Origin of the sequence: Rhodococcus sp. KBS0724 (assembly GCF_005938745.2) — a bacterium.
Taxonomy (GTDB): domain Bacteria; phylum Actinomycetota; class Actinomycetes; order Mycobacteriales; family Mycobacteriaceae; genus Rhodococcus_F.
The window spans coordinates 2984974-3011185 of the sequence record NZ_VCBX02000001.1 but is presented as its reverse complement, the minus strand read 5'-3'; the positions used below and the strand labels follow the sequence as shown (position 1 = coordinate 3011185).

Annotated in this window: 26 protein-coding genes and 1 pseudogene; 14 read left to right on the top strand and 13 right to left on the bottom strand. The window is 61.4% G+C overall.

The genetic code is table 11. The features are described from left to right. Nucleotides 1–41: 41 nt before the first annotated feature. The 3 genes from FFI94_RS13895 to FFI94_RS13885 all read right to left on the bottom strand — a co-directional run bounded on the left by FFI94_RS13895 (nucleotide 42) and on the right by FFI94_RS13885 (nucleotide 2284). Nucleotides 42–530 carry an FBP domain-containing protein gene (locus FFI94_RS13895; protein WP_138868376.1) on the bottom strand — a complete coding sequence of 163 codons (489 nt, stop codon included), beginning with the start codon at nucleotides 528–530 and terminating at the stop codon, nucleotides 42–44. Between the two features lie 89 nt (nucleotides 531–619). Next, nucleotides 620–1237: a hypothetical protein gene (locus tag FFI94_RS13890; protein ID WP_138868375.1), complete on the bottom strand. Its 618-nt coding sequence runs from the start codon at nucleotides 1235–1237 to the stop codon at nucleotides 620–622. 24 nt (nucleotides 1238–1261) lie between these two features. Beyond that, the gene (locus FFI94_RS13885) at nucleotides 1262–2284 is read right to left on the bottom strand and encodes an Rv2578c family radical SAM protein (RefSeq protein ID WP_138868374.1); all 1023 of its coding nucleotides are present in this window, start codon (nucleotides 2282–2284) and stop codon (nucleotides 1262–1264) included. Between the two features lie 99 nt (nucleotides 2285–2383). On the opposite strand from FFI94_RS13885, the gene FFI94_RS13880 reads away from it, so the two are divergent. Together FFI94_RS13880 and FFI94_RS13875 are read left to right on the top strand one after the other, a co-directional pair. Beyond that, nucleotides 2384–2749, top strand: a complete 366-nt coding sequence (locus tag FFI94_RS13880) for a RidA family protein (RefSeq protein WP_138868373.1) — start codon at nucleotides 2384–2386, stop codon at nucleotides 2747–2749. A 144-nt stretch (nucleotides 2750–2893) separates the two neighbouring features. Then, entirely contained in the window at nucleotides 2894–4327 is a 1434-nt protein-coding gene (locus FFI94_RS13875) for a putative nucleotidyltransferase substrate binding domain-containing protein (protein ID WP_260684111.1), read from the top strand. Between the two features lie 85 nt (nucleotides 4328–4412). Here the strand turns inward: FFI94_RS13875 and FFI94_RS13870 are convergent, their stop codons facing one another. Continuing rightward, nucleotides 4413–4964, bottom strand: a complete 552-nt coding sequence (locus FFI94_RS13870; RefSeq protein WP_138868372.1) for a transglycosylase family protein — start codon at nucleotides 4962–4964, stop codon at nucleotides 4413–4415. Between the two features lie 371 nt (nucleotides 4965–5335). Beyond that, on the bottom strand, nucleotides 5336–6130 hold the full coding sequence (gene otsB / locus FFI94_RS13865) for a trehalose-phosphatase (protein ID WP_138868371.1): 795 nt from the start codon (nucleotides 6128–6130) through the stop codon (nucleotides 5336–5338). 100 nt (nucleotides 6131–6230) lie between these two features. On the opposite strand from otsB, the gene FFI94_RS13860 reads away from it, so the two are divergent. The 8 genes and pseudogenes from FFI94_RS13860 (at nucleotide 6231) to FFI94_RS13830 (ending at nucleotide 13161) form a co-directional block, all read left to right on the top strand. Beyond that, on the top strand, nucleotides 6231–6560 hold the full coding sequence (locus FFI94_RS13860) for a type VII secretion target (protein ID WP_313905527.1): 330 nt from the start codon (nucleotides 6231–6233) through the stop codon (nucleotides 6558–6560). After that, a complete protein-coding gene (locus FFI94_RS13855; RefSeq protein ID WP_138868369.1) occupies nucleotides 6557–7903 on the top strand; it encodes a hypothetical protein in 1347 nt (448 codons plus the stop codon). Before FFI94_RS13860 ends, FFI94_RS13855 begins: the two co-directional genes overlap by 4 nt. 104 nt (nucleotides 7904–8007) lie before the next feature. Beyond that, nucleotides 8008–8142, top strand: coding sequence for a hypothetical protein (locus FFI94_RS34190; RefSeq protein WP_260684109.1), 135 nt, complete (start codon nucleotides 8008–8010; stop codon nucleotides 8140–8142). Nucleotides 8143–8359: 217 nt separating this feature from the next. Further along, nucleotides 8360–9100 (top strand): thioesterase family protein, encoded by a 741-nt coding sequence (locus FFI94_RS13850; protein ID WP_138868368.1) that lies wholly within the window; start codon nucleotides 8360–8362, stop codon nucleotides 9098–9100. Between the two features lie 155 nt (nucleotides 9101–9255). After that, nucleotides 9256–9675, top strand: coding sequence for a hypothetical protein (locus FFI94_RS13845; RefSeq protein ID WP_138873175.1), 420 nt, complete (start codon nucleotides 9256–9258; stop codon nucleotides 9673–9675). Nucleotides 9676–9793: 118 nt separating this feature from the next. Next, nucleotides 9794–10459 carry a HEAT repeat domain-containing protein gene (locus tag FFI94_RS13840; RefSeq protein WP_185993197.1) on the top strand — a complete coding sequence of 222 codons (666 nt, stop codon included), beginning with the start codon at nucleotides 9794–9796 and terminating at the stop codon, nucleotides 10457–10459. A 15-nt stretch (nucleotides 10460–10474) separates the two neighbouring features. Next, on the top strand, nucleotides 10475–11488 hold the full coding sequence (locus FFI94_RS13835; protein ID WP_138868366.1) for a MerR family transcriptional regulator: 1014 nt from the start codon (nucleotides 10475–10477) through the stop codon (nucleotides 11486–11488). Between the two features lie 221 nt (nucleotides 11489–11709). After that, nucleotides 11710–13161, top strand: a pseudogene (locus FFI94_RS13830) (APC family permease). Nucleotides 13162–13247: 86 nt separating this feature from the next. Here the strand turns inward: FFI94_RS13830 and FFI94_RS13825 are convergent. The 7 genes from FFI94_RS13825 to FFI94_RS13795 all read right to left on the bottom strand — a co-directional run bounded on the left by FFI94_RS13825 (nucleotide 13248) and on the right by FFI94_RS13795 (nucleotide 20690). Next, nucleotides 13248–14591 carry an HNH endonuclease signature motif containing protein gene (locus tag FFI94_RS13825; RefSeq protein ID WP_138868365.1) on the bottom strand — a complete coding sequence of 448 codons (1344 nt, stop codon included), beginning with the start codon at nucleotides 14589–14591 and terminating at the stop codon, nucleotides 13248–13250. 199 nt (nucleotides 14592–14790) lie between these two features. Continuing rightward, the gene (locus FFI94_RS13820; RefSeq protein ID WP_138868364.1) at nucleotides 14791–15957 is read right to left on the bottom strand and encodes an NAD(P)/FAD-dependent oxidoreductase; all 1167 of its coding nucleotides are present in this window, start codon (nucleotides 15955–15957) and stop codon (nucleotides 14791–14793) included. A 25-nt stretch (nucleotides 15958–15982) separates the two neighbouring features. Further along, on the bottom strand, nucleotides 15983–16684 hold the full coding sequence (locus FFI94_RS13815; RefSeq protein WP_138868363.1) for a TetR/AcrR family transcriptional regulator: 702 nt from the start codon (nucleotides 16682–16684) through the stop codon (nucleotides 15983–15985). A 375-nt stretch (nucleotides 16685–17059) separates the two neighbouring features. Further along, nucleotides 17060–18049: a malate dehydrogenase gene (locus tag FFI94_RS13810; protein ID WP_138868362.1), complete on the bottom strand. Its 990-nt coding sequence runs from the start codon at nucleotides 18047–18049 to the stop codon at nucleotides 17060–17062. 53 nt (nucleotides 18050–18102) lie between these two features. Continuing rightward, nucleotides 18103–18732, bottom strand: a complete 630-nt coding sequence (locus FFI94_RS13805; RefSeq protein WP_138868361.1) for a hypothetical protein — start codon at nucleotides 18730–18732, stop codon at nucleotides 18103–18105. After that, nucleotides 18722–19993 carry a histidine--tRNA ligase gene (gene hisS, locus FFI94_RS13800; protein ID WP_138868360.1) on the bottom strand — a complete coding sequence of 424 codons (1272 nt, stop codon included), beginning with the start codon at nucleotides 19991–19993 and terminating at the stop codon, nucleotides 18722–18724. The genes FFI94_RS13805 and hisS overlap by 11 nt, the downstream gene beginning before the upstream one ends. A 16-nt stretch (nucleotides 19994–20009) precedes the next feature. After that, nucleotides 20010–20690 (bottom strand): MBL fold metallo-hydrolase, encoded by a 681-nt coding sequence (locus tag FFI94_RS13795; protein ID WP_138868359.1) that lies wholly within the window; start codon nucleotides 20688–20690, stop codon nucleotides 20010–20012. 166 nt (nucleotides 20691–20856) lie between these two features. On the opposite strand from FFI94_RS13795, the gene FFI94_RS13790 reads away from it, so the two are divergent. The 4 genes from FFI94_RS13790 (at nucleotide 20857) to FFI94_RS13775 (ending at nucleotide 23709) form a co-directional block, all read left to right on the top strand. After that, on the top strand, nucleotides 20857–21726 hold the full coding sequence (locus tag FFI94_RS13790; RefSeq protein WP_138868358.1) for a peptidylprolyl isomerase: 870 nt from the start codon (nucleotides 20857–20859) through the stop codon (nucleotides 21724–21726). Beyond that, a complete protein-coding gene (locus FFI94_RS13785) occupies nucleotides 21726–22526 on the top strand; it encodes a peptidylprolyl isomerase (protein WP_138868357.1) in 801 nt (266 codons plus the stop codon). Before FFI94_RS13790 ends, FFI94_RS13785 begins: the two co-directional genes overlap by 1 nt. An 87-nt stretch (nucleotides 22527–22613) precedes the next feature. Then, nucleotides 22614–23117 (top strand): flavodoxin domain-containing protein, encoded by a 504-nt coding sequence (locus FFI94_RS13780; RefSeq protein ID WP_138868356.1) that lies wholly within the window; start codon nucleotides 22614–22616, stop codon nucleotides 23115–23117. Nucleotides 23118–23133: 16 nt separating this feature from the next. Next, nucleotides 23134–23709 (top strand): hypothetical protein, encoded by a 576-nt coding sequence (locus FFI94_RS13775; RefSeq protein ID WP_138868355.1) that lies wholly within the window; start codon nucleotides 23134–23136, stop codon nucleotides 23707–23709. A 52-nt stretch (nucleotides 23710–23761) separates the two neighbouring features. On the opposite strand, the gene FFI94_RS13770 is transcribed toward FFI94_RS13775, so the two are convergent. Continuing rightward, nucleotides 23762–26176, bottom strand: a complete 2415-nt coding sequence (locus FFI94_RS13770) for a bifunctional (p)ppGpp synthetase/guanosine-3',5'-bis(diphosphate) 3'-pyrophosphohydrolase (protein ID WP_138868354.1) — start codon at nucleotides 26174–26176, stop codon at nucleotides 23762–23764. Nucleotides 26177–26212 lie beyond the last annotated feature (36 nt).

Genomic DNA, 26212 nt, shown 5'->3' with positions numbered 1-26212 from the left:
CATGTCCGCGCACGTTCTCGCCGATATCGGGGCGAAGCTACCTACGACCGCAACATGGCCACAAACGCAGAGATGTTTGCAACAACGCGATCAGCCTTCTCCTGCTCGGTCAGATTCTCCTGGTAACGATTGCCCGCCGACGGTCGACGCTTGTTGCGCGCGTACAGCGGACAGGCCAGGTCAGTGCACATATAGGTGCCGATTGTGTCGCCGCGTCGGCCGGCCTCACCGATCTTGGCGGCGGACAGCAGTGATACTCCCCCGCTGCCGTGCGTCGTGAGGCAGATGGTGCACATTTGAGCGCGACCCGATTTGCCGGTTTGATACCGGAGAGCGATGCCTACCACTTCGTCGCCCTGAGGTATCACCAGATATCCCCGACCGGGCATGGTCGGATCGTTCCAACCGAAGAAGTCCAGGTCTTCCCATGGGCGCTTCTCGAGATCCCGCGGCACCGGCAACCGTTTGGCGTCGCCTTTCGAACAATTAACGAACGACGCGCGGATTTCGCGTTCGGTGAGCGGGCGCACGATGGAACTCCATTTCGACAGGTGAATCAAGCCGAACCGACGCTACGCACGATCGTTACCTCACGCAACGTATTTACGGGCAGCGTGATCTAATCCGTCTCGAGGTCGACCACCAGGAAATCCTCCCGGTACGGCCCGTTCTCCCGATCGGTCAACCGGTAGGAACGCAACCCCTGTGGCGGGTGTGCCAACTCGTAGAACTGAGCGGTCCCGGAAACGAACTGCATCGACGTCCACCCCCAGTTCGGTCCGTGCGGTTGACGCGGATCGAACTGCATATCCGAAGCGATGGACACGAGCCGAAGCCCACGAACAACTCCTGTTGTGAGGGCGTCGGCGTCGAAATCCCGCCAGGCCTGCCGCGCATTCGAATTCTCGCGCGCGGTGCCCGCCAGAAGATGCAGAGCCCCTGACACCTCGATCTGCGTCGGAACCGGCAGGTCGGCGTTGAACATGAACTGCAGGTTACCGACACGGCCGATCGAAGGTTGTTGCGTCACATCGACATCCGGGTCGGCGGTCAACCTTCGTGTCGTCGGTGCCGAACTTCTTCGCACGTCTGCCGTGCACGTCCAGTCCGGTTCCAGCACAGCCCACCTTCGTGGACTGTCGGAGTTCCATGACAGCCCCCAGCGGATGGTGTCTCCCAGCGTCGGCGGCACAAACCACCGAAAGCGGAACCGGTCGATCACCACTGGAGTATTCATGCCCGACCGTACCAAGCAGCGCTCTCAGAAAAGTGTCAATGCTGCTCCGGCACCGACAAGTTCGCGCTCGACAGGTGGGCTCTCGAGCTCACGATGCTGCGACGGCCCCGCCAATCCATGACGCTCAACCAGCGGCTCGACGCGTTTCTTGAGCCAACTCTTGTACTCCGGCGTGACGTACGCACCTCGCCCGTACAGCTCGCGATATCTGCGAATCAGTGCCGGGTGCTCTTCAGCCAGCCAGTTCAGGAACCACCCGCGTGTACTGCCACGAAGGTGCATCGGGAAGACTGTCACCCCGGTGGCCCCGGCCTCGGCCAGCGCAGCGAACAGTCCGTCGAGGTGCTGGCTCGAATCTGTGAGAAAGGGGATGACCGGCGCGACCATCACGTTGCACGAGAATCCGGCGTCGGTGATTGCCCGGATCATCTCCAGTCGAGCTCGTGGTGAGGGTGTGCCCGGCTCGATCTGCTTCTGCAAGACGGGATCGTTAATGGCCAGCGACACTCCGATACCGACATCGACCTGGGTCGCTGCCATTTTGAGCAGCGGCAGATCGCGCCGCAGCAAAGTCCCTTTGGTCAGGATCGAAAATGGTGTACCGGATTCTGTCAGCGCTCGAATGATGCCGGGCATCAATCGGTATCGGCCCTCGGCCCGTTGATACGGATCGGTGTTGGTACCCAGCGCAACAGGTTCACGCTTCCAGGACTTTCGAGCAAGTTCCTTGCGTAGGACAGCAGCAATGTTGGTCTTGACGACAACTTGCGAATCAAAATCGCGGCCCGCGTCAAGGTCGAGGTACTCATGACTTGGCCGAGCGAAGCAGTAACGGCATGCATGCGAACAGCCCCGAAAAGCGTTGACCGTGAAGTTGAACGGCAGCGTCGACGCTTCGGGCATCTTGTTGAGTGCGCTCTTACACAGCACCTCGTGGAACGTGATGCCCTCGAACTCCGGCGTCTGCACCGAGCGGACCAACCCGGCTCGCTCGAGCCCGGGCAACGCTCCGTCGTCTGCATCCAATGCCTGACCCGACCACCTCATAGCCCCAAGTCGAACACTTGTTCTATGCTATGTCAAGATGAACCGTGGAAGCGACCCGTGCTTCACTACGGTCGATGAGTTGTTGGCAGAATCAACGCCATGTCCAACAGAATCAACATCTCGTCCGGTTCCGAATGGGAACCGAAGATCGGCTACTCCCGCGCCGTCCGCATCGGCAACCAGGTTGCCGTCTCCGGCACCACCGCCCCCGGAGAAACCCTCAACGATCAGACCCGTGCGGCACTCGCCACCATCAAGGCTGCACTGGAAGAAGCCGGCGCTTCGCTCGGTGATGTCATCCGCACCCGCATGTACCTGCGCGACATGTCGCAGTGGGAGCAGGCTGCACTCGCACACGGTGAAGTATTCGGCGACATCCGTCCGGCTACGACAATCCTCGAGGTCAGCTCGTTGATCGACCCCGCTTTGCTCATCGAGATCGAAGCTGACGCAGTTCTGAGCTGACGCAGTTCTGATCACGTTCTTGCCCGGATCCGCAATGCCGGGTCCGGGCAAGAGTTATTTTGCGCCTCGGCCGAATCCGAACACTGTGATCACAAGTTTCGACGTCGCCGATCAGTCAACGGGTACGCCTGCGACAATAAAGACATGACGGGCTATACCGCGCGAATCTCAGTACCGAACCCAGCCATGCGTGCGGTACGAGATCTGTTGCGGGGTCCGGCAATTGTGTGCTCCGGCGAATCCTCCATACGCACTGCTGCCGCACTGATGACAGAAGCCGGGCGTCGAGCCGTCGTAATTCCCACAGATGCAAGCACTTACGGAATCTTCACCGAGGGCGATCTCCGTAGCCGAGTTGTTGTCGGAGGAATCGACAGCGCTCTCCCCGTCTCGACGGTGATGACGCCGTCTGCCGTAACGGTGGATCCGGATCGACTCGGAGCCGACGCGGTCACGGATATGCTCGAACACGGATTGCGGCATCTTCCCGTTGTCACGGCGTCCGGAGAACTGCTCGGCGTGCTCGAACTGAGCGACCTTCTGACGTCGGCAACAAATCAAGGCTTCGAACTGCGCGCTGCCCTCGCCACTGCCAGGACCGACGTCGACCTCATCGCCACCGCCCGCGCTGTACCCGAGTTGGTCACCGGCCTGGTCGACGCCCGGGTCTCGCCCATCGACATCAGCGGCACACTGTCGGTCTTGATCGACGTGACGGTGCGGCGCGCGATCGAACTGGTGGTCGGCGGCGACGAACGCCCGGACTTTGCCTGGCTGTCCCTCGGCAGCGCAGCCCGGCGCGAGGCACTGCCATCGTCGGATATCGACAGCGCCTTGGTGTGGGGCGGAGAATCCCACCGCGAAGGTGCGGATGCGGCGCAGCGCATCCACGAGATTCTCGACCGGTGCGGATTCCCTCGCGACGCGCAGAACGCGGTCGCAACTCAGGCCAGGTTCGCGCGCACACTTCCGCAGTGGCGCAACGCCTTACGCAAGTGGGTGTCCAATCCCTACCAGGACCAAGCCCTCGTCATGTTGTCGATGCTGGCAGATGCCCGCGTTGTCGCCGGAGATCCCGCCCTCGATCCGAGACCCGAAGCCTTGGATCAGCTTCGCCTCAACCCCGCCGTCATGCGGTTACTGCTTCGAGAAGCCGTGGGCGAGAAGGCCAAACTGCATTCGCTGCGCGATGTGGTGACGCGTCGTACCGGGACCGTCAACCTCAAATCGACAGCTGTGCAACCGATCGTGAATATCGCGCGCTGGGCCGGCACATCCGTCGGCGCACGTACGAGCACCACCGTCGAACGCCTGAAGGTTGCCGCGGACACCGGCTTCCTCCCGAGCGACGACGCACGAGTGCTTATCGAGTCCTTCGAGGTCCTCCAGCAAATCCGAGTGCGCCACCAGACGGATCAGTTTGCCATGGGCATTGCGCCCACGGACGAGATCGTGGTTGCCGACCTCACTCCCCTCTCGCGCAGCCTGCTCGGTAACGCGGTGAGAGAAGTAGCCGGGGTTCAGCGCCGACTCGAGTACGACGCGTCGGCGTCGCCGCTACCGGATATCGAACCGTAGGTACCCGTCTGCTGCACAAACGCCGAATGTGCCCGGAGCGTGATAGCTCCGGACACATTCAGAAGTGTTCAACCACAACGATGATTTAGACGGACAGGCTCTGTCCGGGGAAGATCAGGTTGATGTTCGCAACCTGGCCTGCGAGCGCATCGAGCGAGATGCCATGAGCTGCAGCGATCTTGGACAGGGTGTCGCCTGCCTTGACCACGTAGTTGCCGCCGGTGGTGGCAACAGGAGCGGATTCGACGGTGGTCTCAGCCGTGATCGGTGCCGACGCTTCCTGGTAGGTGGCAGCAGTGGTGCCGCCGGTCAGGTACTGGCCGCAGACGGGCCATGCGCCGACACCCTGGCCTTCGAGAACGTTCTCGGCGACACGGACCTGCTCGGACTGGCTTGCGTTGGCAGCGTTGCCCGATCCGCCGTATGCCTCCCACGTGCTCTGCGTGAACTGCAGGCCGCCGTAGAAGCCGTTTCCGGTGTTGGCTGCCCAGTTTCCGGAGGACTCGCAGTTCGCGACTCCGGACCAGTCGTGGCCTGCAGCGGAGGCGGTGCCAGTGCTCATCGCGAGCGGGATGGCTACTACTGCGCCGGCCGTTGCAACTGCGCCGAGGGCGCGCTTGAAAGTAATGCTGGTCATCAGGTAAATCCTCTCCGCTACCGCGGACGACGTCGGACCTGGCACATGTGTGCCGTATCGAACGACTCGCCTGTTTCACTCCTGCCCCGCGAAGGTTTGGGGAGTACCGGACCCGCGGGGCAGAAGCACGCAGTTGCGGGCCGGTGTTTGTCCGGCTGTTTCGGACTGCCAACGACGCTAGGCGATGGTCACGGAAAGGTCACGGGGCAATTTTTCGGTACGCCCGTATCATTAATTGGTCCGAAATGGGAAGATAACTGCAGGTGGATGGTTTGATTCGAGCTTCAACCATACCGATCGTTATCCCACCGTTATGTGACGACCATCACGCGATTTTTGTGACTCGCCGCACCGAAATCTCGGCCTCGTTATCAAATCTGTGCATCGAGAACCGTCGCCAGTTCCTTCATCCACACCAAAAACTCTTCCGGATCACTGAACGCAACACCGTCCACTGCGGCAACTTCAGGTGCGATATCGATGCCACCTACTACCAATGCGTCACCGCCGAGCGCCAACACAGCCGCAAATGCCGGCAAGTCGCCCCGGTCGTCGCCCGCGTACGCCACCGCGTCGACGCCGGCGGCCCGGATCGCACGCCGCAAGCCTGTCCCCTTGTCCTCGTCCACAGGAGTGCGCAACTCCTCGACGAGCTTGCCCGGCTCGCGCCGCAGTCCAGTTCTCGCCGCGATGTCGGTCACTACCTGTTCGACCATTCTCCGAGCGGCGACCCGATCGGTTGCCTGCCGCCAATGCACAGCGACGGCAAGCCCCTTCCCCTCGACATGAATCCCCGGCGAATCTGCCGCCGCAAATACGCGTCGCAGTTCGGCTTCTGCCTCCGCAACCGCCGGCTTCCACTGCGCGACCGACGGTAATACTCGGATCCCGCCGTCAACCCAGGTCTCCACTCCGTACGAGCCCATGAGGACAACACTCTCTCCTGGCACCCGCTCACGAAGAAAAGAGACGGGACGACCGGAAAGTAAACCCACCATTCCGAGATGACGTGACAACACGTCGAGTACCCCGGCTGCGCCCGGCAGCAGAGCGCTCGTCGCCGGATCGTCGACGATGGGAGCAAGCACACCGTCGAAATCCATCACCAATGCGGAACGGGCGGGATCGGACGCGAGTCGGGCAATTACGTCCGAAGCAGTTTTCATGGGTTCAGTCTCTCAAAGGTATCGGCGCGCACGAACATGCACTCGACCAATTCGTTCCGTTAGAGTCCTGAGCAGACGCTTACCAACTACGGGGGTAATGATGAGCGAGCTTTCTGTCGTCACCGACGACATCCGCACGTACGGTGCTACTGCAGCAGAAGCTGCCGGTCACGTTGCCCACGCCGCAGTAGTGGATCTGAACGCCAATCTCGCGGCCGTCGCGCCGGCAGTGGGACCCGTCGGACTCGAGTTCCTCGAAGCCTTCGCACGTGCACAGGCAACACACACCAAAGACGTTGCGGCACTTGCCGCCTACTATGCCGGAACTTCTGCGACGGCAGGTGCGGCTGCCGCCGCGTACGACGGCACCGACCAAACCGGCGCCGCAGACCTCCGACGCGCCGCTGCCAGTGACGGGGACCTCGCATGAGCACCCCGGAGGACCCCACGACGGTCCTCGAATTTGTCCAGGGCAGTGCGCTCGCACCCATTCTCGGGCTGGAACTCCCCGAGCCCGTCGAGAACTCGACGATTCCTGACTTCCTCACGGCGCCACCAGCATCTGAACTCCCTCCGGACGCCACCGAGCTGATCATGCAAGGAATTTCACTACCGTCCCTGCCCGGCGTGGAGCAGCTGTTCACACCGCTGATCCAACTGGCCCAGAGTCTCGGTTCCGGAGTCTTCCGCGGCGTTGATCCTGTCAACGTCCTCAGCCAGGCCAGTGCGCTGATCGACAAGGCCGCCGGATTGTCCACTCGAGGACTGTCCTCAGTGAGCCAGACATGGAACGGTGCAGGCAACGAGGCCGCCACACAGATCAACGAGGAAGCTCAACGAAGCGGATCCGAACTCAGTGGGCGCGGAAATGCAATCGCCGACACCACTGCTGCAGCGGCAGAATCAGTGCAACGCGGCAATGCTCAATTGGCGACCATCGCACAGTCATTCGCCTCGGCTGTGGTGGCTGCAGCGCCGATAGCGTGGACCCCGCCCGGGCAGGCCATGCTCCTAGCGTCCGCGGCAGAACATATGCAGGCCGCGATCGCAGCCGTCACTGCGACCCGGTCGGAAATGCTTGCGCACACTGCCACGATGAACTCCCTCGCCGGGTCGATCCCGGTTCCGGCGCCACCGATCAGCGACGCACTCACTGCCGCACCGCTCGCCCGACAATCATCACAGCTCATTGACGGCGCGACCGGTGGCGGGGACACACAATTACAGTCAGCCGTCGGTGGATCACCGGCCGGCGTCACACAATCCGGACCGGCGCAAACAAGCGCAGCTCAGGCCGCAGCGGCGTTGAACTCCGGCGTCGACAAACTCTGGGGCGCTGGAAGTCCGTTCGCCGCTTCCGGTGCAGGTGCGTCGCTCCAACTCGGAAACCCTGGTGGTGCAATCGGGTCCGTAGCCACCGCACGCGCGGGCAGCGGAACATTCGGAGCCGCCTCAGGCGGCGGTGGCATCGTCGGGCCTTCGGGAATTGCGGCGCGACAACCCCTTTCGTCGGCCGGCCAATCCTCCGCCGCCTTGTCTCAGTCGGGAACCGGCGGTGGCGCTGTGACGAGCACCGGCCCAGGAAACGCCATGATGGGTGGCGGAGCCGGAGCGATGGGTGGCCCTCGGGGACAACAGGACGGTTCGAGGACGACACCCGGTTACCTGATCGACGTATCGGACAACAACGCTGTCATCGGGGAACTCCCCATGGTCACTCCCCCGGTGATCGGATCCGAAGATCCCGATCAGGCATTTTTCACCGAACTCTGAGCAACTGAGTCACGTCAATCTTGTCCGTTTTGAGTAACACTGATGAGCACAGGCGCGATTGAACCCGTGAACGATTGTCCGGACTGGATCAGGAGGGTACACACATGGGTTCCATCGACGTTCTCAATTGGCTTCATGAGGGAGCAAGTGCCGGAGATCCGATCAGGGGTCCGCTCTACGTCGTGGCTTTCATCGCAATCGGGCTGGTCAGCGTACTTAGCGGCGGAGCAGTGATCTAGGCGCGCACTGACGCTTACTGTCGAACTGGCCGACGCGTTCGGCCATCTCGGGTGCAAGATCGCCGGAACCGAGAATGGTCAAGGCCTCATGGAATCTCAACCATGCGATCTCCCATCGACCGACCCGCTACCTGACTTGTGAAATGCGAAGCCAGCTCGTATGGTTCTGGCTATACATATTGCAAGTCAGCTTTCTGGTCGAGCCATGGAGACGTTGATGACCGCTACCGCCGCAAAACCCCACACCGCAGCCTTCGAGGCGAGTTGGAGAAGCTTCGACGGAATTCACGGGGGGCTCGTCGTCGCGAGCATGATGCGGGCAGCAGCCGACGCAACCGGCGCCGTCCCGGCTGCGGTCAGTGCACATCTCGATCGGCCGATTCCGCCCGGCCCAGCCAACCTGACCGTCGACGACGCGCATGGCGGACGCACCGTCAGTTGCCATGTCACACTTGATAGCTCCGCCACTGCCCTTGTTCGACTTGTCCGCGACAACGGTCCCACCGTCCTGTCGACATCGTCTGTCGCGCCGGCGCTGGACGACCCGTCGACTCTGCCGCAACTCGAAATTCCGGTCGACTTCGTCCCGTTCTCACAGCATCTCGACATTCGTCCGATTAACGCCGCACGCCCTTTTGCGGGCGGCGAATCCCCCGAGTTCGACGTCTGGATTCGCTTGCACGCCGATCTCGATTTCACCACGGTAGAACGCTCCGCAGTCTTGCTCGATGCCTTGCCACCTGGCCTTTTTGCCACCTTCACGATGCCCGTCGCTATCCCGACGGTCGAGTTCAGTGCGCATTTCGCTCCGACAACGGACACAGATTCGCCGTGGCATCGCCTGCGTCATCGCACAGTGTGGTCAACAGAGACGCTCTGCGTCGACGAAACAGAGTTATTCACTGCAACAGGTGAACTCGCAGCGCAGGCCAGACAACTGCGCCGCATCCTGCGCTAAGAATCCCAAACTCGGGGTGTGGCTGTTCCTGAGGAAAATACGGGTAATTGCTTCCTCGGCAGCACGGGAACATGTGCGGACACTGCATATTTCGAGACGGTCCCGGCGTAGGATGAGCGCCACGCCTAGTTGCCCGCCCACCGGAGGTCACCGTGTTGAATCTCGTTCGCCGACTGGCCGTCTGCACGTCCGTCGTGGCCGCTTCGGCTCTGGTGTCGGTAGCCGCAGCCTCCGCAGCGGTGACGGTTCCGTTCCAGATCAACCCAGCGCCGTACGGTAACCCGAACGGTAGCTTCGACGCTCCTCCAGTCCGCTGTGTGGCCGTCGTAGGCGAACAACCAGGGGAAGTGACAATCACCGGCGGCAAAGATGGCAGGTGGGGTTGCCTGCTTTCGTCAGAAGTGCGCTGGCTGAACCTGTCGACCGGAGCATCCGGTTTCGCCCGGCTTTCGGACGGACTCAACGGATTCCCTGCCGAGGCGACCCTACGGACCGGCACGGGGCAACTCGCAATCGCCGTCACATTTGTGGCCGGAGCGATCACCCCGGGCATCGCGACCTTGTACGTTCCGTAGGCGCGGTTGGTAGCTTTCCACACCGCAGCGGCGCGTGGACCACTCCTGACAACCAGGCTTGACCTTGACACGCTTGACCTTGACACAGTGACAAGGATTCAAATGGTCGACGAAGGAGGTGGTTGTCGTGAATACAACCAACAACGGTGAGTCGAATACTCATCTCGTCGACGCGCTGTCCACGACCGACTCGTCGGGCCGGCTTCGGGCTGCCCTCACGGTAGGTACGCTGCGCGATCCCGCTTTGACGGATGTTCTTGTCGCTCGGTGTGCCGCTGAACCGGATTTTTTCGTCCGCGACATGCTGACCTGGGCTTTGTGTCGTTTGCCAGCTGAAGTCACGGTACCGAGGCTGATCGACGAGCTCCAATCCGACAACGCGCAGGCCCGCAGTCAGGCGCTGCACACGCTGTCCAAGATCGGGGATCGACAGGCCTGGCCCGCAGTGACGCTTCTACTGCACGACGACCACGACGAGGTTGCGCGGAGCGCGTGGCGGGCAGCGGTCGCCCTCGTACCGTCAGGCAACGAGGCCGCGCTTGCTGCCGATCTGGTTGCTGAACTCGGACGCGGTGACAGAGACATTCACCTCAGCCTCAGTCGGGCGCTGGTGAGTCTCGGTGAATCCGTCGTACCGGTCCTCGACGCTGCAGCGGCAAGTCCCGATCCGAAGATTCACGCCCACGCAATCGCCACCAGACAGCTTTATCTCGACCCCGACAGCGGCTTCACTCTCTCGTCGGAGTTGGCTCAGCGAGTCTCGATCGTCGGTCCGCAAATCTAAAGAACAGGAGAAGAGATGTTGATCGGCGAAGTCTCGCGGCAGTCCGGAGTCAGCACGCGAATGTTGCGTCACTACGACACTTTGGGACTGGTGAAGCCCACTGGCCGCACCTCCGGCGGCTACCGCGAGTACTCAGCCGATGACATCCGACGGCTCTTCCATGTTGAGAGCCTGAGGACTCTCGGGCTGTCGTTGGACGAAACCAGACGCGCCCTGGACGAACCCGATTTTGCTCCGGCCGATCTGGTGGGAGATCTCATCACGCACACGCGCCGGCGCATCGCCGCCGAGCAGGAACTGCTCACGAAACTCGAACGCGTCGACGCCACCGCACCATCAGAATGGGAGGACGTGTTACGCATGGTCACCCTGTTGCGCGCGCTCGAGTCAGAGTTTGCGGCCCGCCGTCAACAAGCGATCCTGAAGCAGGACGGCAATGCGTCGTTGCCCATCGATGCATTGGCCGAGGCAGCGCTGTCGGAAGATGACCTCAACGTCGCCGGGGCACTGCAGTGGTCGCTGTCCCGCGCCGCGGGTCAAGGACTCACGACTCTGGCCGTCGGCCTCGAATCTGCGGGGGTCGACGTCCGCCGACGCGCCGTTGCCGCAATTGCAGCTGTGCGCACAGCGGAGGCAACAACACATCTGAGACGAGCACTCGAGGATTCCGACGCCGTTGTCCGCTCACGTGCGGCCCTCGCTCTAGGCGCTCGGGGCAGCATCGATGCGATCCCCGATCTCCTCGAAATGGTCTTCACCGGCCAGCACGACGTCGAGGCTGCCGAAGTTCTGGGAGTACTCACGGAAGTCTCCCATGCACTCGGCACCATCCTCGATCGCATGCAGGCCACACTCGACAACTCCAACGACCCTCCTACCCGATTGCGAATCACGCAGGCACTTGCGGAAATTCCCGGCCCAGAGGCACACGAGGCTCTCACTCGACTGGCCCACGACCACGATCGAACGATCGCCGCCACCGCAGCGGCGATCATGACCACGCAAGAACGCAAACAACGACAACGCTGACGGTAGGGATACGAACACGTCGAGAAGACAAAGCCCCGCAACATCTTTGCGCCGCCACTGAAATCTCGCGGGATAAAACCTCCGACTCAGATCACGTTTATCTGTGGTATTTCCTGGGAACGCGACGATTCCCGCCCGCCAACTGAGTTAGCGTGAAGTCGCGAAGACCGTCTTCGGGGCATTCTCTTCAGAGATACGAGGTCACCACGGTGACAAAGCCACTGGCAGATGATCCAACCGCAGACAATGTCTCGCGGCGCGCCGGCTACGAACCCGAACTGAAGCGGACTCTGAACTCTTTCCAGATGTTCGCGATCTCGTTCGCGTTCATCTCCGTGGTGATCGGCATCTTCGGAACCTATGACTCGGTCCTTGCCAACGCCGGGCCTGTCGGGATCTGGCTGTGGGTGGTGGCTGTATTCGGACAGGTTCTGGTTGCGTTGGTATACGCGCAATTCGCAGCCCGTATTCCGCTCAGCGGGTCGTCTTAGCAATGGGCGTCGCGTCTGGCGAACCCCAAAGTGGGCTGGGTATTCGGGTGGCTGGCAGTCTGGGCACTGGCGATTGGAGTGAGCGCAATCGACAACGCACTTGCCAGTCAATGCCTCATGCCGCTGCTCAACATGGAACCGAGCGAGAACACAGCACGAATAATCACCGTAGTCATTCTTCTGATTCAGGCGGCCCTCGCCATCGCCTCGACACGGATTGTCGCACTGGTCAACTCAACCGCCGTAGGCGTCGAATTGGCAATCGTTGTAGTGCTCGGCCTTGCGCTGATCATCGCCGTGGCATTGACGGGAAACGGCACAACCGACAACCTCACGTCGCGCGGTGTCACCGACAACGCTCCCGACTATTTTTCTGTCGGTGGTGGTGTGATGGCTGCGATGATTCTGGGGTTCGCCACGCTTCAGGGTTTCGACGCCGCAGCAAATATGGCCGAAGAGGCCAGAGACCCGTTTCGGAGTGTTCCCCGCGCAATCGTCGGATCGGTAGTGGCAGCCGGGATTCTGGGAATGCTGTTCCTGATCGCATTGACCGTCGCAATCGACGACATCCCCCGGATCACCGAAAGCGCCTCACCGGTTGCAGCAATCATGCGAGATCAACTCGGTCCCGTGGTGGAGCGAATATTGTTGGTAGCCATATCATTCGCGTTCTTCGCTGCTGGACTGGTAGTGATGACTGGCGTATCGCGAATCATTTTTGCGATGTCGCGCGATGCACGCTTCCCCGCACACCGACTGATGCGGCGAGTCAACCCTCGTACCAAGACACCCATCCCTGCGACGATACTGATCCTTGTTGTCGGAACCGTCTTGATGGTCGCGCTACCGGGTGCCGCATTACTCGAACTGATTCTGGCATCAACGATCATTCCGTTCTTGCTCTACGGGATGACGATCGTGCTCTATCTGGCTGTACGTAGGCGACTCGATCACAAGCCGGGCGCGTTCGACCTTGGGCGATTCGAATTGCCGATCGCGATTGCCGCGCTCGTATGGATACTGCTGAGCTTGTTCGTGCTGATTGCGTCAGGAACCTTGACCCCGGTTCTAGTGGTAGCCGGCCTGATTGCGGCAGGAGCGATCTACTTCTGCTACCTGCTCAAATTCAGACCAGAAACTCTGGACAATGAGCCTGGCCTCCCGGATGCTTTCGAGTTCTAATTGAACGACCACATGCGTGTGGGCTTCGCATCGTCTGGCTGGTGATGCGAAGCTTTACGCGGTATGTAGTTCCGGCGCAGCCGGTTTCAGTCTCGGTGCACCGGGCCTTGCCGGGTGGTGGAGCGACGACGTCGTTGTTTCGGGTCGATCGCCGACGGTGGGATGAACCAGGGTTTGTGATCGGAACCCATCTTGATTTCCCAGATTCCGCGGAACCCACTGGTGCTGTGCATCAACGTGTGGTGGCTGCGACAGAGCAGCGTCAAATTGTCCATCACCGTCAGTCCGCCCGTCGACCACGGTTTTATATGGTGCGCGTCGCACCAGGCCGGAACGGCGTCACAGTTGGGGAAGGCACAACCTTTGTCCCGGGCAATCAGTGCTATGCGTTGCTCGGCTGTGACGAGACGTTTGAGCGGTGTCGCGTCGAGGGGTGCGCCGTTACCGTCCATCAGGACGGTGGAGAGCATGCAGTCGCACGCGAGCATCCGGGTTTTACTGACACTGAGCGGCCCCATCCAGGGCATGTAGCCGACATCGAGATCCTCGAAATCGCGATCTTCATCTGCTGCGTCATCGTTGTCTGCTCGTGTGGCGGCGCATTCCCGATGCTCGGCAAGGTCTTTCGCAGTGATATGCACATTCACATGTGGACGCTGACCACCATCCACGCCGGTGACAGCGTTGTCGAGATAGCGGCGGATGAGTTCCGTGAACGCGTCGGCGGTGCGTTTGGCTGCCGACCGCTGATCCGGGGTCCCGTCCGCAGCCGGTTTCGGCATCGACAACCCCGACAGCGCCGACAACAGCATCTCGCCGGTCAACGCGTCGAAATCGCCCTTGATCACGACCCGACCGTTCAATGTCGGAGCAATGCGTAGCGCATTCAGATCATTATCCTCACCGGGCGGAGGCTCATCGGATTCGAAGATCCGCTCCAAAACAGCAATCGCATACCGCACCTTGACAGTCGTAGCCTCTACTCCGGATGCGGCGGCGAGAAGGGTTTTCAGGCTTGGCATTAACGCGATGTCCGGCATCCCTTTTGGTGGGGACTCGCAGAACGCGGCGATCAGCGCCGCATGATCGAGCGAGAGGTCACCCGCCTCGAATTGCGCAGCAATATCGGGGAACAACCGTAGTGCGGCACCGAGGGCAGCGATCTTGTTGCCGGCCGAGTTCTGCAGCATCGTATTGGCCGCCAACCACCGGCCCACACCGCGGTAGCAGAGCACTTGTTCGTCGGGATTGAGTGCTAGCTCGTCGACAGCGGCAACCCGGATCGCTTCCAACCGAAGAATTTCCGCCGACACCGACACGGCAACATCACGAACCTCGGCCGGACGTAACCGCCACAACCTGCCACGCACACCCACAGCCGAACCGGCTACAACATCCCCCACCGCAATTGAATCGCTAACCATGGTCATCAAGGCCTCCCCACCCGTGACCTAATTATACTCGAACACCCATTCGAATCAAGGGATATTTCGGGCAGGTTTCAACAAATCGCCACTCGAGAGCCATTGATACACAGCAATATTCGATGCTGTTCGATGTTCAGCTCGAAGATCTTCGGTGGTGCGTTTCCAGCTAAGTCGGAACCGCAAGAGCGCGGTCACGACTCTGTCACGTCGTTGCGCCCGCAACCTCTTCCTCGTCGAAGCCTGCAAACATGTCAACAAGCCCTTGCGGTGAATTCTCACTGAAGAGAATTTCGAGGCTCTCGGCAGATTCGGCAGCAGCCTTGGCCGCTCGCGGAAATAGGTCTGCTTCGTAGACAGCGAGTGCAGATTCGATGTCACCGGAGTTCTCACTGACGGCTAGTGCGAGCAAAGCACCGTCGTACATCGCAAGATTCGCGCCTTCACCGGCAAATGGGGACATCACGTGTGCGGCGTCGCCGAGGAGCGTGACGCCAGGGACACGCTCCCAGGAATGCCCGGTCGGGAGGGCTACGATTCGGCGCGGAGTCAAGCCGGTGTCGGCACGAGCAATCAAGTCGCGAAGGGAGTTGTCCCATCCGTCGAGCAAGTGGAGAATCGCACTCGTTGCGGCGGGGACATCAGTGAAATCGATCGAGTCGACCCAGTTCTCGTCGGCACGGACACCGAGGTAGCTGTGCAGACTCCCATCACTTTCGCGGTGGCCCAGGATTCCGATGTTTCCGCGGAATGCAAAAAGCATGCCGCCGCCCATAATCGCAGCAGCGGACGGGTGACGTTGATCGGCGTCGAGTAAGTCCGCTTCGATGAAGGAGATCCCACTGTACGTCGGCCGGGCGTCGGAGACGAGCGACCGGACCTTCGACCAGGCGCCGTCTGCGCCGATGAGGAGATCGGTGGTGATGCTCTCACCATCTGCAAAAGAGACCTCGTGGCGGCCGGCAATACCCTCGACTTGGCGGATTCGGGTGACTTTGTGTCTCCAATGGATAGCTTCGTCGGGCAGAGAATCTATGAGCATGTCGCGGAGTTGGCCGCGGTCTACCTCGGGTCGCGAGAGAGCGCCTCCATCAGCCTCTTCGCGAAGGATGGTTCCGGTGTGGTCAAGTATGCGCATTGCTTCGCCACCAGGATGAATCAACGCAGTGAATGGTTCCCACAAATCGGCGGCGTGTATGGCCTTCTGGCCGTTGTGGTCATGAATATCGAGCATGCCACCTTGGACTCGGGTGTTGCGGCCGGATTCAAGTTCGAACACGGCCGATGTGATGCCGTGAACGTGGAGGACGCGGGCGGCGATGAGGCCACCGAGTCCCCCACCGATAATCGCAATGGGATGGTGAGTAGTCATGATGCTCCTCGAAAAGTAGTGTCAGTCAGGTCAATTCATGGTGGAACGATGTCGGAGTGGCCGCAATGCCGGCAATGAGCGCTCGTATCGACCACGTCATACGCTCGGTGGGTGTACCGCCGAGAATCGCGTCGGCGTGCGCTGCGATACTGGGAAGCTTCTTGGCATCGGCGGTGCGAACCGCCAGCACAAGACCTTCCCATGCAGCCTCGTCATCGACTGACGCATCGATATCACTCGAACTGGGAGTGCTGTGCTCGGCGGCAGCCGCGGTGGCATTCTGCAGAAGTAGATCCGCACCCCATGCCGCACGCGCGGGATCAACCCCGCCATCGATCAAAAGCCCGAGCACCCGATCGAATATCCGGAGCAAATTCGGGCCAGACGGCCGAAGCACAAGCGCCGATCTCGCCAGACCTGGAAATGCAAACAGAACGTCTGCGTAGTCGCGCAGAAGCGCCACCAGACGATCTTGCCAGTCTCCTTCCGATGCAATATCAACTGATCGAATGAGCTCATCGAGGACGCCGCCATGCAGTTCGGCAGTATTCGCGACATAGACATACAGCGCGGAAGGACCAGTTTCGAGCGCCTGCGCAACACGACGCATGGTCGCCTTCTCGAGGCCCTCAGCGCGCACGATCTCGATTGTTGCGGCAATGATCCCTTCTCGAGAAAGTGCAGGTTTTGCCGGTCGCTCACGGCGGCTGCGGTTGGGAGTTGACATACCGAAACCCTACACGAACATGTTCGTAACGAACATGTTCGTCGGGTCACGTATTTTGGTCGAAGTACTCGCCACACAATTCAGCTCGTTCCCGCAGCACAAATGAGCAGTCGCAGCACTGATCAAGCGCGCGACTGCACAATCAACGCGCGACGCGGCGACGATCAAGTGCAACGCGACGGTTCAACAAGAACTGCCCAGATCCGAGATATCGAACGCTGTTGACGCTCCCCTTTTCGGGGAGCATCCTTGTGACCGGCAAAATCTCAGTCCGTCACACCATCGAAGATGAACCCCGGAACACCGCTGGAGTTTTCGACCCGCAACTTGCGTCCACAACGGCGATAGTGCCGTTGGATTGAGCGCGAATCCGGTTCAGACGAAACCGAGTTCGCGAACCGCGTTTCGTTCTTGTCCGAGTTCGTTCACCGAAATATCGATGCGAGCACGCGAGAATTCGTCGATCGACAGCCCCTGAACAATGCTGTACTCGCCGCCGGCGCATGTGACGGGGAACGACGAGATCAGGCCCTCGGGAACTCCGTACGAACCATCCGACGGAACCGCCATCGACACCCAGTCCCCTTTTGCTGTTCCACCGACCCAGTCGCGGACGTGATCGATCGATGCACTTGCCGCGCTGGCAGCCGACGACGATCCCCGGGCTGCGATAATCGCGGTACCCCGTACCTGCACCCTCGGGATGAAATCGTTCTCCACCCATTCCCGATCCCCGATCGCGTCGAGCGCCGGCTTGCCCTCGACCGTCGCGTGAGACAGATCCGGGTACTGGCTGGCGGAGTGGTTACCCCAGATCGACACCTTACGAATGGACGCCGCCGCCGCACCGGTCTTCTTGACCACCTGAGCGATAGCGCGGTTGTGATCGAGCCTGGTCAACGAGGTGAACCGCACGTTCGGAACATCGGGAGCGTTGTTCATCGCAATCAGCGCATTGGTATTGGCGGGGTTGCCCACCACGAGCACCTTCACGTCAGAGGCCGCGTTGTTATTGATCGCCTTGCCGTGTGCCGTGAAGATCGCGCCGTTGGCGCTGAGCAGATCGGCGCGTTCCATACCCTTACTACGCGGACGAGCACCCACCAACATCCCGACGTGTGCGCCGGAGAACGCAACGTCGGGGTTGTCGGTAATGTCGATGGAGCTCAGCAATGGGAAAGCGCCGTCTTCGAGCTCCATCGCCACGCCCTCAGCAGAGGACACCGCAGAAGGAATTTCGAGGAGTCGCAAGCGAACGGGAACATCGGGCCCAAGCATGTCACCTGCAGCGATACGGAAAAGTAGTCCGTAGGCGATCTGACCCGACGCTCCGGTCACCGTGACGGTTACTGGCGAAACACTCATTGCCGACTCCTCCACTTGCCGTTCTGCTTTCACTTCTGCGAACGACTTCCACGCTAGTCCAGCAAACCCGCCACTTCGTGGTCCGTGAGTGTGGTTCTCGGCACTCTTCCCGTTGCGCTCACCAGCTCCACAGCCCGGTACAGTGGCCGCTCCGCCAAACCGGCACCACGCGCTTCCGCGCGCAGTTGCTCGATCAGTACCGACGACAAGGCTGCTGCCGGCACCAGCTCACTCGACGCCAAAGCGTCGGCAAGCTTGCGGAGCGCAAGGATTTCCAGCTCGCGCCCGCCACCGGCGGTGTAAAGAGCAAGAGGAATTCGAACGCTGGATCGCGCGTCGGTCAACTTCATGCTGACTTCGCTGATCCGCCCCGTGCGCACCATGAGCTCGGCAGTAACCACCTCAGCCGCATCGACCTCACCGGTTCGGAACCCGGCCTGCGCGCGAATCCTTTTGCCGTACAACGTGATGTGACGGCGCAGAGTCATCAAGATCGCAAGCGACGTCGGCACGGCGATGATGAAGCCGACCAGCAGCGCCACCGTCGTCGAAGCAAACACGTTGACAATCAAGCCGACGACAACACCGACCACAACCACCACGACGGCGATCCGCTTGAGCCTCGGCGCAATCAGCGCGATCGGGACAAGATCGAGCGAAACCGGTTCTACGTCACGAGACAACGAGAGTCCCGAGCCTGCCGACGATCTCGTCGAGCGAAACCGACTCCTGCTCACCCGTCGCGAGGTGCTTGAGGACAACAGCACCTTCTTCGAGTTCACGCTCACCCAGGACAAGTGCGAAAGCTGCGCCGGACTTGTCGGCAGCCTTCATCGAGCCCTTGATCCCACGGTTTCCGTACGCCAGATCGACGCGAATACCGTTGCCCCGCAACTGATGCGCGATCGCCACCAGCTTGGCCTTGGCCTCGGATCCCATCGGCACACCGAACACGTCGACGCGGGCCGGCGGAGCGACCGATTTACCCTCGGCTTCGAGCGCCAACACCGTGCGATCGACACCGATACCAAAACCGATGCCGGACAACGGTTGTCCGCCCAACTGCTCCATCAGGCCGTCGTAGCGACCACCGCCGCCGATACCGGACTGCGCGCCCAGACCGTCGTGAACGAACTCGAATGTCGTCTTGGTGTAGTAGTCGAGGCCACGAACCATGCGCGGATTGACGACGTACGGAACACCCAACGCGTCGAGGTGGCTCAGGACCTCGTCGAAGTGCGCCTTGCAGCTGTCAGACAGGTGATCGAGCATGAGCGGCGCGTCAGCTGTCATAGCCCGGACGTCGGCACGCTTGTCGTCGAGGACGCGCAGCGGGTTGATCTCGGCGCGGCGACGGGTTTCGTCGTCGAGAGGGAGCGCGAAGAGGAACTTCTGCAGCAGTTCACGGTACTGCGGACGGCAGGTGTCGTCGCCGAGCGAGGTGATCTCGAGACGGAAACCGTCGAGGCCCAACGAGCGGAACCCCGCGTCGGCAATCGCGATGACCTCGGCGTCGAGCGCCGGATCGTCGATGCCGATGGCCTCGACTCCCACCTGCTGCAACTGACGGTAGCGGCCTGCCTGCGGACGCTCGTAGCGGAAGAACGGACCGGCGTAACTGACCTTGACGGGAAGCGTCCCACGGTCGAGGTTGTGCTCGATCACGGCCCGCATGACTCCGGCAGTACCCTCGGGACGGAGGGTCACGGAACGATCGCCGCGATCGGCGAACGTGTACATCTCTTTGCTGACGACGTCGGTCGACTCGCCCACGCCGCGGGCGAACAGAGCGGTGTCCTCGAAGATCGGCAATTCGATGTGGCCGTATCCGGCCAGACGTGCGGCGCGCGTCAAACCGTCACGGACGGCAACAAATTCAGCGGATTGCGGCGGAACGTAATCCGGGATGCCCTTGGGTGCAGAGAAGGTGCTGGCTTTACTCACGAGTGGTTACTTTTCCTTATTTCTGTCCGCTGAGTCCAACGAGAAACGGATTGGAGCTTCTTTCGGCGCCGATGGAACTGTTGTCGCCGTGTCCGGGGAGGATGACTGTCGCGTCGTCGAGGATCAAAAGTTTCCTCGCGACCGAATCGAGCAACTGCTCGTGGTTGCCTCCGGGGAGGTCACTTCGCCCGATCGAGCCCTGGAACAATGTGTCGCCGGTGAAGGCCAGGTCTACGGGACCTTCTGCTGTGCCCGCTCGAGTGCGGAAGACAACAGATCCCTGCGTATGGCCCGGCGTGTGATCGACCGCAAAGGACATTCCGGCGAGTTCGAAAGAGTCCCCGTCGGACAATTCGATGACCTCGTCCGGTTCGACGAAGGACATGTCCTTGATGAAGTCCTTCATCGTCGGCCCGATTCCGCGAGCGGGGTCGGTGAGCATGTAGCGATCATCCGGGTGGATGTAAGCGGGCGCCGAGTACCGCTCGCAGACCTCGCGCGCAGACCACATGTGATCGAGATGCCCGTGCGTCAGCAGCACAGCCGTCACCGACATGTCCTTGGAGTCGAGAAACTCGAACAGCGGCTCAGCGGCATCCTGACCCGGATCGATCACCACGCACTCGCAGGCATCGTCCTGAGCGAGTATGTAGCAGTTGGTCTGGAACATCCCGGCCGGAAAACCAGTCACGAGCACTTGAGGTAACTCCTCTTCGAAGGGCGAATCAGGCAACACGGTGTCACGTACAGCCTAAAGCTGCTGCCCCGCCAGTAAGTTCTCAGGTTGCAGTGGGAGACTTTCCGACAACTGAACTTATACCGACCAGACGCAGATCCACCCGTGAATATGGAGGACTCCAGCAGTGCCGAGTAACGAGCAGCGCCGCCAGGCGGCAAAACGCAAGCTCGAGCGTCAGCTCGAACGCCGCGCAGAGCGGGCGCGCAAGCGCAAGCAAATGACAATCGTCTACACGGCCGCCGGAGTCGTCGTGGCTATCGCCGTCGTCGCGGGGATCGTCCTCCTGACCCGAGGTGACGACAGCAGCACCGAGAACACCGCCGAGGACGCCACACCGACGTCGGAACAGACTGCCGCTGCCATGCCTGCCGGATTGCTCACGCCGCTGGCGGACACAGTCTCCTGCTCGTACACGCCCGCGGGCACTGCGGCGAAACCGAACAACCTGCCGAACACCGACGGCATTCCCACCACCGCCCCGGACGCGACGCCGAGCATCAGTATGGAGACGTCGCAGGGCAACATCGGCCTCATCCTCGACGGAACGAAGTCTCCGTGCACGGTCAACAGCTTCGTCAGCCTCGCGGGTCAGAACTACTTCGACGCCACCACCTGCCATCGCCTGACGACGAGTCCTTCGCTCGAAGTCTTGCAGTGTGGTGACCCGACCGGCACCGGATCCGGTGGACCCGGCTACCAGTTCGAGAACGAGTATCCGACCACAGCGTTCGACGCCGCAGATCCCGCCGCTCAGTTGCCAGTGAAGTACACCCGCGGAATGGTCGCGATGGCCAATGCCGGCGTCGGCACGAACGGCAGCCAGTTCTTCCTCGTCTACGGCGATTCGCAGCTTCCGCCCAACTACACCGTATTCGGCACGATCGACGAGACGGGGCTCGCGACGCTCGACAAGATCGCGGCGGGTGGTAGCACTCCCGAGGGCGACGGCAAGCCGAACCTCACCACCGATATCAAGACTGTAAGGATCGACTGATGAAGCGAACGTCCATTCTGATCGCGGCCGTTGGTGCCGCCGCCCTCGTCCTCGCCGGATGTTCCAGTAACGACTCCGAGTCCGGTTCGGCCTCGTCGAGCACTCAGTCGAGCGCGAAGTCCACCACGAAGGCGGCGCCCCTGGACATGTCGCAGTTCGAGCAGTTGCCTGCCGTTCCGGCGCCCGCCGGTGCCACGGTCGACTGCACGTACGCCCCCGCAGCGGGCGCAGCAAAGACGGTTGACACGCCTACTTCCACCGGCGTCCCCGCCGAAGGCACCGTGACCGTTCAGCTGACCACCACTGCCGGCCCGATCGGCATGGAACTCAACCGCACTGCGGCTCCGTGCACCGTCAACAGCATGGTCAGCCTCGTCGAGCAGAAGTACTTCGACGACACCCCGTGCCATCGACTCGTCACCAGCCCGGGCCTGCAGATCCTGCAGTGTGGAGACCCTTCGGGCCAGGGCACCGGCGGACCGGGATTCGCCTTTGCCAACGAGTACCCGACCACCGTGTATGCCGAGAACGATCCGGCGCTGTCGCTGCCCGTCGTCTACCCGCGCGGCACCCTGGCGATGGCTCATTCGTCACAGCCGGACAGCAACGGTAGCCAGTTCTTCCTCGTCTACGACGACTCACTTCTCCCGCCCGACTACACCGTTTTCGGGACCATCGACGACGCCGGTCTGGCAACCATCGAGAAGATCGCCGCCGACGGTGACGACGGCGGCATGGGAGCTACCGGTGGCGGTGCTCCGAACACCCCGATCTCCATCGAAACAGCAGTAGTCGCGTGATCTGACGCCTCAAAAAGGGCGGTGCGAGATTCGTCTCGTATCGCCCTTTTCTGTTTCGTATTGCCGACAAACAGGGATCATCACTGCATGAGAATCTTGATTGCGACTGCCAGTAAGCACGGATCTACCGCGGAGATCGGTGAGCAGTTGGGTCGCGCGATCACGTCGGGTTTGCGGGCACGCGGTATCGAACCTCAGGTCGAGGTCAAGAAAGCCCACGACGTCATAACCGTCGAAGGTTATGACGCCGTCGTTCTCGGCAGCGCAATCTACCTGGGGAAATGGCTCAAGGATGCCACCCGTCTAGTGGATCGCGATCTCGATGCCCTGCAGAAGCGTCCGGTGTGGTTGTTCTCGAGTGGCCCCATCACCCCTGGTGACAACGCGGACAACCTCAAGTGGATCAACACCCCGTGGGCAGTTGAGCACCACATGTTCGGCGGCAAACTCGATCGGTCGGTGCTCTCGTTCGCCGAGCGCATTGCGACCAGCGCGGCAAAAGCAACGGAAGGCGATTTCCGGTCGCCGGACGATATCGCCGCCTGGGCCGAGAGCATCTGCACGACCCTCGCCGCCCGCTCGGATCGGTGAAGGTCGAAGCACTCACGTGACCGCCGTCGATCTCTACTGGCTTCCGCTTGGCGCCGGCGGACATCTGGTGCGCTTCAACGGCATTGTCTACGAACGGCTGAGCGCCTGGTTCACTCATCGAACACCGGGGCCGCTCTACCATTGCGCGCTGCGAATCACAGTGCCGCCCAACGTCTATACGATCGAGATGACTCCGGTATGGCAGCACCACGAACCCGATCGTGGTGTTGTCGCCGAAGGCCCGGTCGGCGCGCACTGGGCCGGAAGATCGAAGTACTTCCGATACGAAGTGCACTGTTGGCGGAACGGAAAGGTCGACGATATCGACGAAGCCGTCGAAAGTCCGCTGTCTCTATCGACCGATTCGGCAGTTGCCGAGCAGATTCTCGACGAGATTCGATCAGTGCCTCCCTACATCTGGGGACGGGATGCTCTCGGCGTAGGTGACATGTGGAACTCGAATTCCGTTGTCGCCTGGGTCTTGACCCGATGCGGCGTCGACCTTTCCGGGATAGAGCCACCGCGCGGTGGTAGAGCACCCGGCTGGCGCGCCGGAATCGTCGCAGCGACAGCAACGTCCCCGAACGTCTAACGCATCAGGCACCGCGCGGAGAATCCGCGCGGTGCCTGATGTAGCCAAAGAACTACGACGCCGACGTCACTCGATACACGTCGTACACGCCTTCCACATTGCGGACCACGTTGAGAACATGGCCGAGATGCTTCGGGTCGCCCATCTCGAAGGTGAACTTGCTGATGGCAACTCGATCACCGGACGTGTTCACCGACGCAGACAAGATGTTGACCTTCTCGTCCGCCAACGCCTTGGTCACATCGGAGAGCAGGCGGTGACGATCGAGCGCCTCGATCTGAATGGCGACCAGGAACACCGACGACGCGGACGGTGCCCATTCGACATCGATGATCCGCTCGGACTGGTCGTGCAGCGAATTGGCGTTGGTGCAATCGGTGCGGTGCACACTGACCGCACCGCCGCGCGTCACGAATCCCAAAATGGAATCGCCCGGCACCGGTGTGCAGCACTTGGCCAGCTTTGCCACCGTGCCCGGAGCACCGGGAACCAAGATCCCGGAGTCGCCAGTGCTACGAGTCCGCACCGGCATGTTCGACGGTGTCGACCGCTCGGCGAGTTCCTCTTCGACTGCGCCGACGCCACCGAGATGAGCCACCAGACGCTGTACGACGTGGTGCGCACTGACCTGGCTCTCACCTACCGCGGTGTACAGAGCCGAGACGTCCGGGTACCGAAGCTCGTGCGCGATTGTGCTCATCGACTCGGCATTCATCAAGCGCTGCAACGGAAGTCCGACGCGTCGTACTTCCTTCGCGATTTGATCCTTACCGGATTCGAGAGCTTCCTCGCGTCGTTCCTTCGCGAACCACTGACGAATCTTCGCTTTGGCTCGCGGGGAGACGACAAACGACTGCCAGTCGCGGCTGGGGCCGGCGGTGGCTGCCTTCGACGTGAAGACTTCCACCACCTCTCCGTTGTCGAGCTTGCGCTCGAGGGCGACCAGACGTCCGTTGACACGGGCACCGATACAGCGGTGACCCACTTCGGTGTGCACGGCGTACGCAAAGTCGACCGGAGTCGAGCCGGCAGGCAGAGTCACCACGTCGCCCTTGGGGGTGAAGACGAAGATCTCCTTGACCGCGAGGTCGTAGCGCAGCGACTCGAGGAACTCCCCCGGGTCGGCCGCCTCACGCTGCCAGTCGAGTAGCTGACGCATCCACGCCATGTCGTCGACTTCGGCGATGTCGCCCGCGTGCTTACCCTTGGTCTCCTTGTACCGCCAGTGCGCGGCGATACCGAACTCGGCGGTCCGGTGCATGTCCTGTGTACGGATCTGGACCTCGAGAGGTTTGCCCTCCGGACCGACGACCGTAGTGTGCAGCGACTGATAGACGCCGTACCGCGGCTGCGCGATGTAGTCCTTGAACCGCCCCGCCATCGGCTGCCACAGCGAATGCACAACACCGACGGCCGCGTAACAGTCACGGACCTCGTCACACAGAATGCGGACGCCGACAAGGTCATGGATGTCGTCGAAGTCGCGGCCCTTGACGATCATCTTCTGATAAATCGACCAATAATGCTTGGGCCGTCCTTCGACCACCGCATTGATCCGCGAGGCCGACAGCGTCGAGTTGATCTCGGCCCGCACCTTCGCCAGGTAGGTGTCTCGCGACGGCGCGCGATCAGCAACCAGACGTACGATCTCGTCGTACTTCTTGGGGTGCAGGATCGCGAACGACAAGTCTTCGAGTTCCCACTTGACCGTCGCCATACCCAGTCGATGAGCAAGGGGCGCAATAACTTCGAGAGTTTCTCGCGCCTTGCGGGCCTGCTTCTCCGGCGGCAGGAAGCGCATGGTCCGCATGTTGTGCAGGCGGTCGGCGACCTTGATGACCAGCACGCGGGGATCACGCGCCATCGCGATGATCATCTTCCGGATGGTCTCGCCCTCGGCGGCCGTCCCCAGAACAACCTTGTCGAGTTTGGTGACACCGTCGACCAGGTGCGCAACTTCGTCACCGAAATCGCGCGTCAACTCTTCGAGGGAGTACCCGGTGTCCTCCACCGTGTCGTGTAGCAATGCGGCCACCAACGTGGTGGTGTCCATTCCCAACTCGGCGAGGATGCTCGCAACAGCCAACGGGTGTGTGATGTAGGGATCGCCGGACTTACGACGCTGACTGGCGTGCCGTTCCTCCGCGACGTCGTAAGCGCGCTGGAGGAGCGCCAGATCGGCCTTCGGGTACAACTCACGATGCAAGCTGACCAGCGGTTCGAGAACCGGGCGGATGGTGGCATTGCGCTGCCCCGTGATTCGCCGAGCGAGGCGAGCACGAACGCGGCGAGACGCCGACGCCGGTACGGCTGCACTCTGACCGATCCGATTGCCTGCTGTTTGCGACGAAGCAGAACTGTCGTCCGGAACACCGGACTTCGATGGTGTCGTATCCGAAGTCGGGTTGGTACCCGACTCCTGCGACACTGCACCCGAGTTCTGTGATCGATCAAGATTCGACGTCATGTCGCCACCTCCTACCACCGAGTTGGTTGAGGCAAC

Bases quoted from the DNA above. Each gene is read 5' to 3' on its own strand.
- FFI94_RS13890 (WP_138868375.1), bottom strand. From the start codon at position 1,237: ATGAATACTCCAGTGGTGATCGACCGGTTCCGCTTTCGGTGGTTTGTG.
- FFI94_RS13885 (WP_138868374.1), bottom strand. From the start codon at position 2,284: ATGAGGTGGTCGGGTCAGGCATTGGATGCAGACGACGGAGCGTTGCCC.
- FFI94_RS13880 (WP_138868373.1), top strand. From the start codon at position 2,384: ATGTCCAACAGAATCAACATCTCGTCCGGTTCCGAATGGGAACCGAAG.
- FFI94_RS13875 (WP_260684111.1), top strand. From the start codon at position 2,894: ATGACGGGCTATACCGCGCGAATCTCAGTACCGAACCCAGCCATGCGT.
- FFI94_RS13870 (WP_138868372.1), bottom strand. From the start codon at position 4,964: ATGACCAGCATTACTTTCAAGCGCGCCCTCGGCGCAGTTGCAACGGCC.
- otsB (WP_138868371.1), bottom strand. From the start codon at position 6,130: ATGAAAACTGCTTCGGACGTAATTGCCCGACTCGCGTCCGATCCCGCC.
- FFI94_RS13860 (WP_313905527.1), top strand. From the start codon at position 6,231: ATGAGCGAGCTTTCTGTCGTCACCGACGACATCCGCACGTACGGTGCT.
- FFI94_RS13855 (WP_138868369.1), top strand. From the start codon at position 6,557: ATGAGCACCCCGGAGGACCCCACGACGGTCCTCGAATTTGTCCAGGGC.
- FFI94_RS34190 (WP_260684109.1), top strand. From the start codon at position 8,008: ATGGGTTCCATCGACGTTCTCAATTGGCTTCATGAGGGAGCAAGTGCC.
- FFI94_RS13850 (WP_138868368.1), top strand. From the start codon at position 8,360: ATGACCGCTACCGCCGCAAAACCCCACACCGCAGCCTTCGAGGCGAGT.
- FFI94_RS13835 (WP_138868366.1), top strand. From the start codon at position 10,475: ATGTTGATCGGCGAAGTCTCGCGGCAGTCCGGAGTCAGCACGCGAATG.
- FFI94_RS13825 (WP_138868365.1), bottom strand. From the start codon at position 14,591: ATGACCATGGTTAGCGATTCAATTGCGGTGGGGGATGTTGTAGCCGGT.
- FFI94_RS13820 (WP_138868364.1), bottom strand. From the start codon at position 15,957: ATGACTACTCACCATCCCATTGCGATTATCGGTGGGGGACTCGGTGGC.
- FFI94_RS13815 (WP_138868363.1), bottom strand. From the start codon at position 16,684: ATGTCAACTCCCAACCGCAGCCGCCGTGAGCGACCGGCAAAACCTGCA.
- FFI94_RS13810 (WP_138868362.1), bottom strand. From the start codon at position 18,049: ATGAGTGTTTCGCCAGTAACCGTCACGGTGACCGGAGCGTCGGGTCAG.
- FFI94_RS13785 (WP_138868357.1), top strand. From the start codon at position 21,726: ATGAAGCGAACGTCCATTCTGATCGCGGCCGTTGGTGCCGCCGCCCTC.
- FFI94_RS13780 (WP_138868356.1), top strand. From the start codon at position 22,614: ATGAGAATCTTGATTGCGACTGCCAGTAAGCACGGATCTACCGCGGAG.
- FFI94_RS13770 (WP_138868354.1), bottom strand. From the start codon at position 26,176: ATGACGTCGAATCTTGATCGATCACAGAACTCGGGTGCAGTGTCGCAG.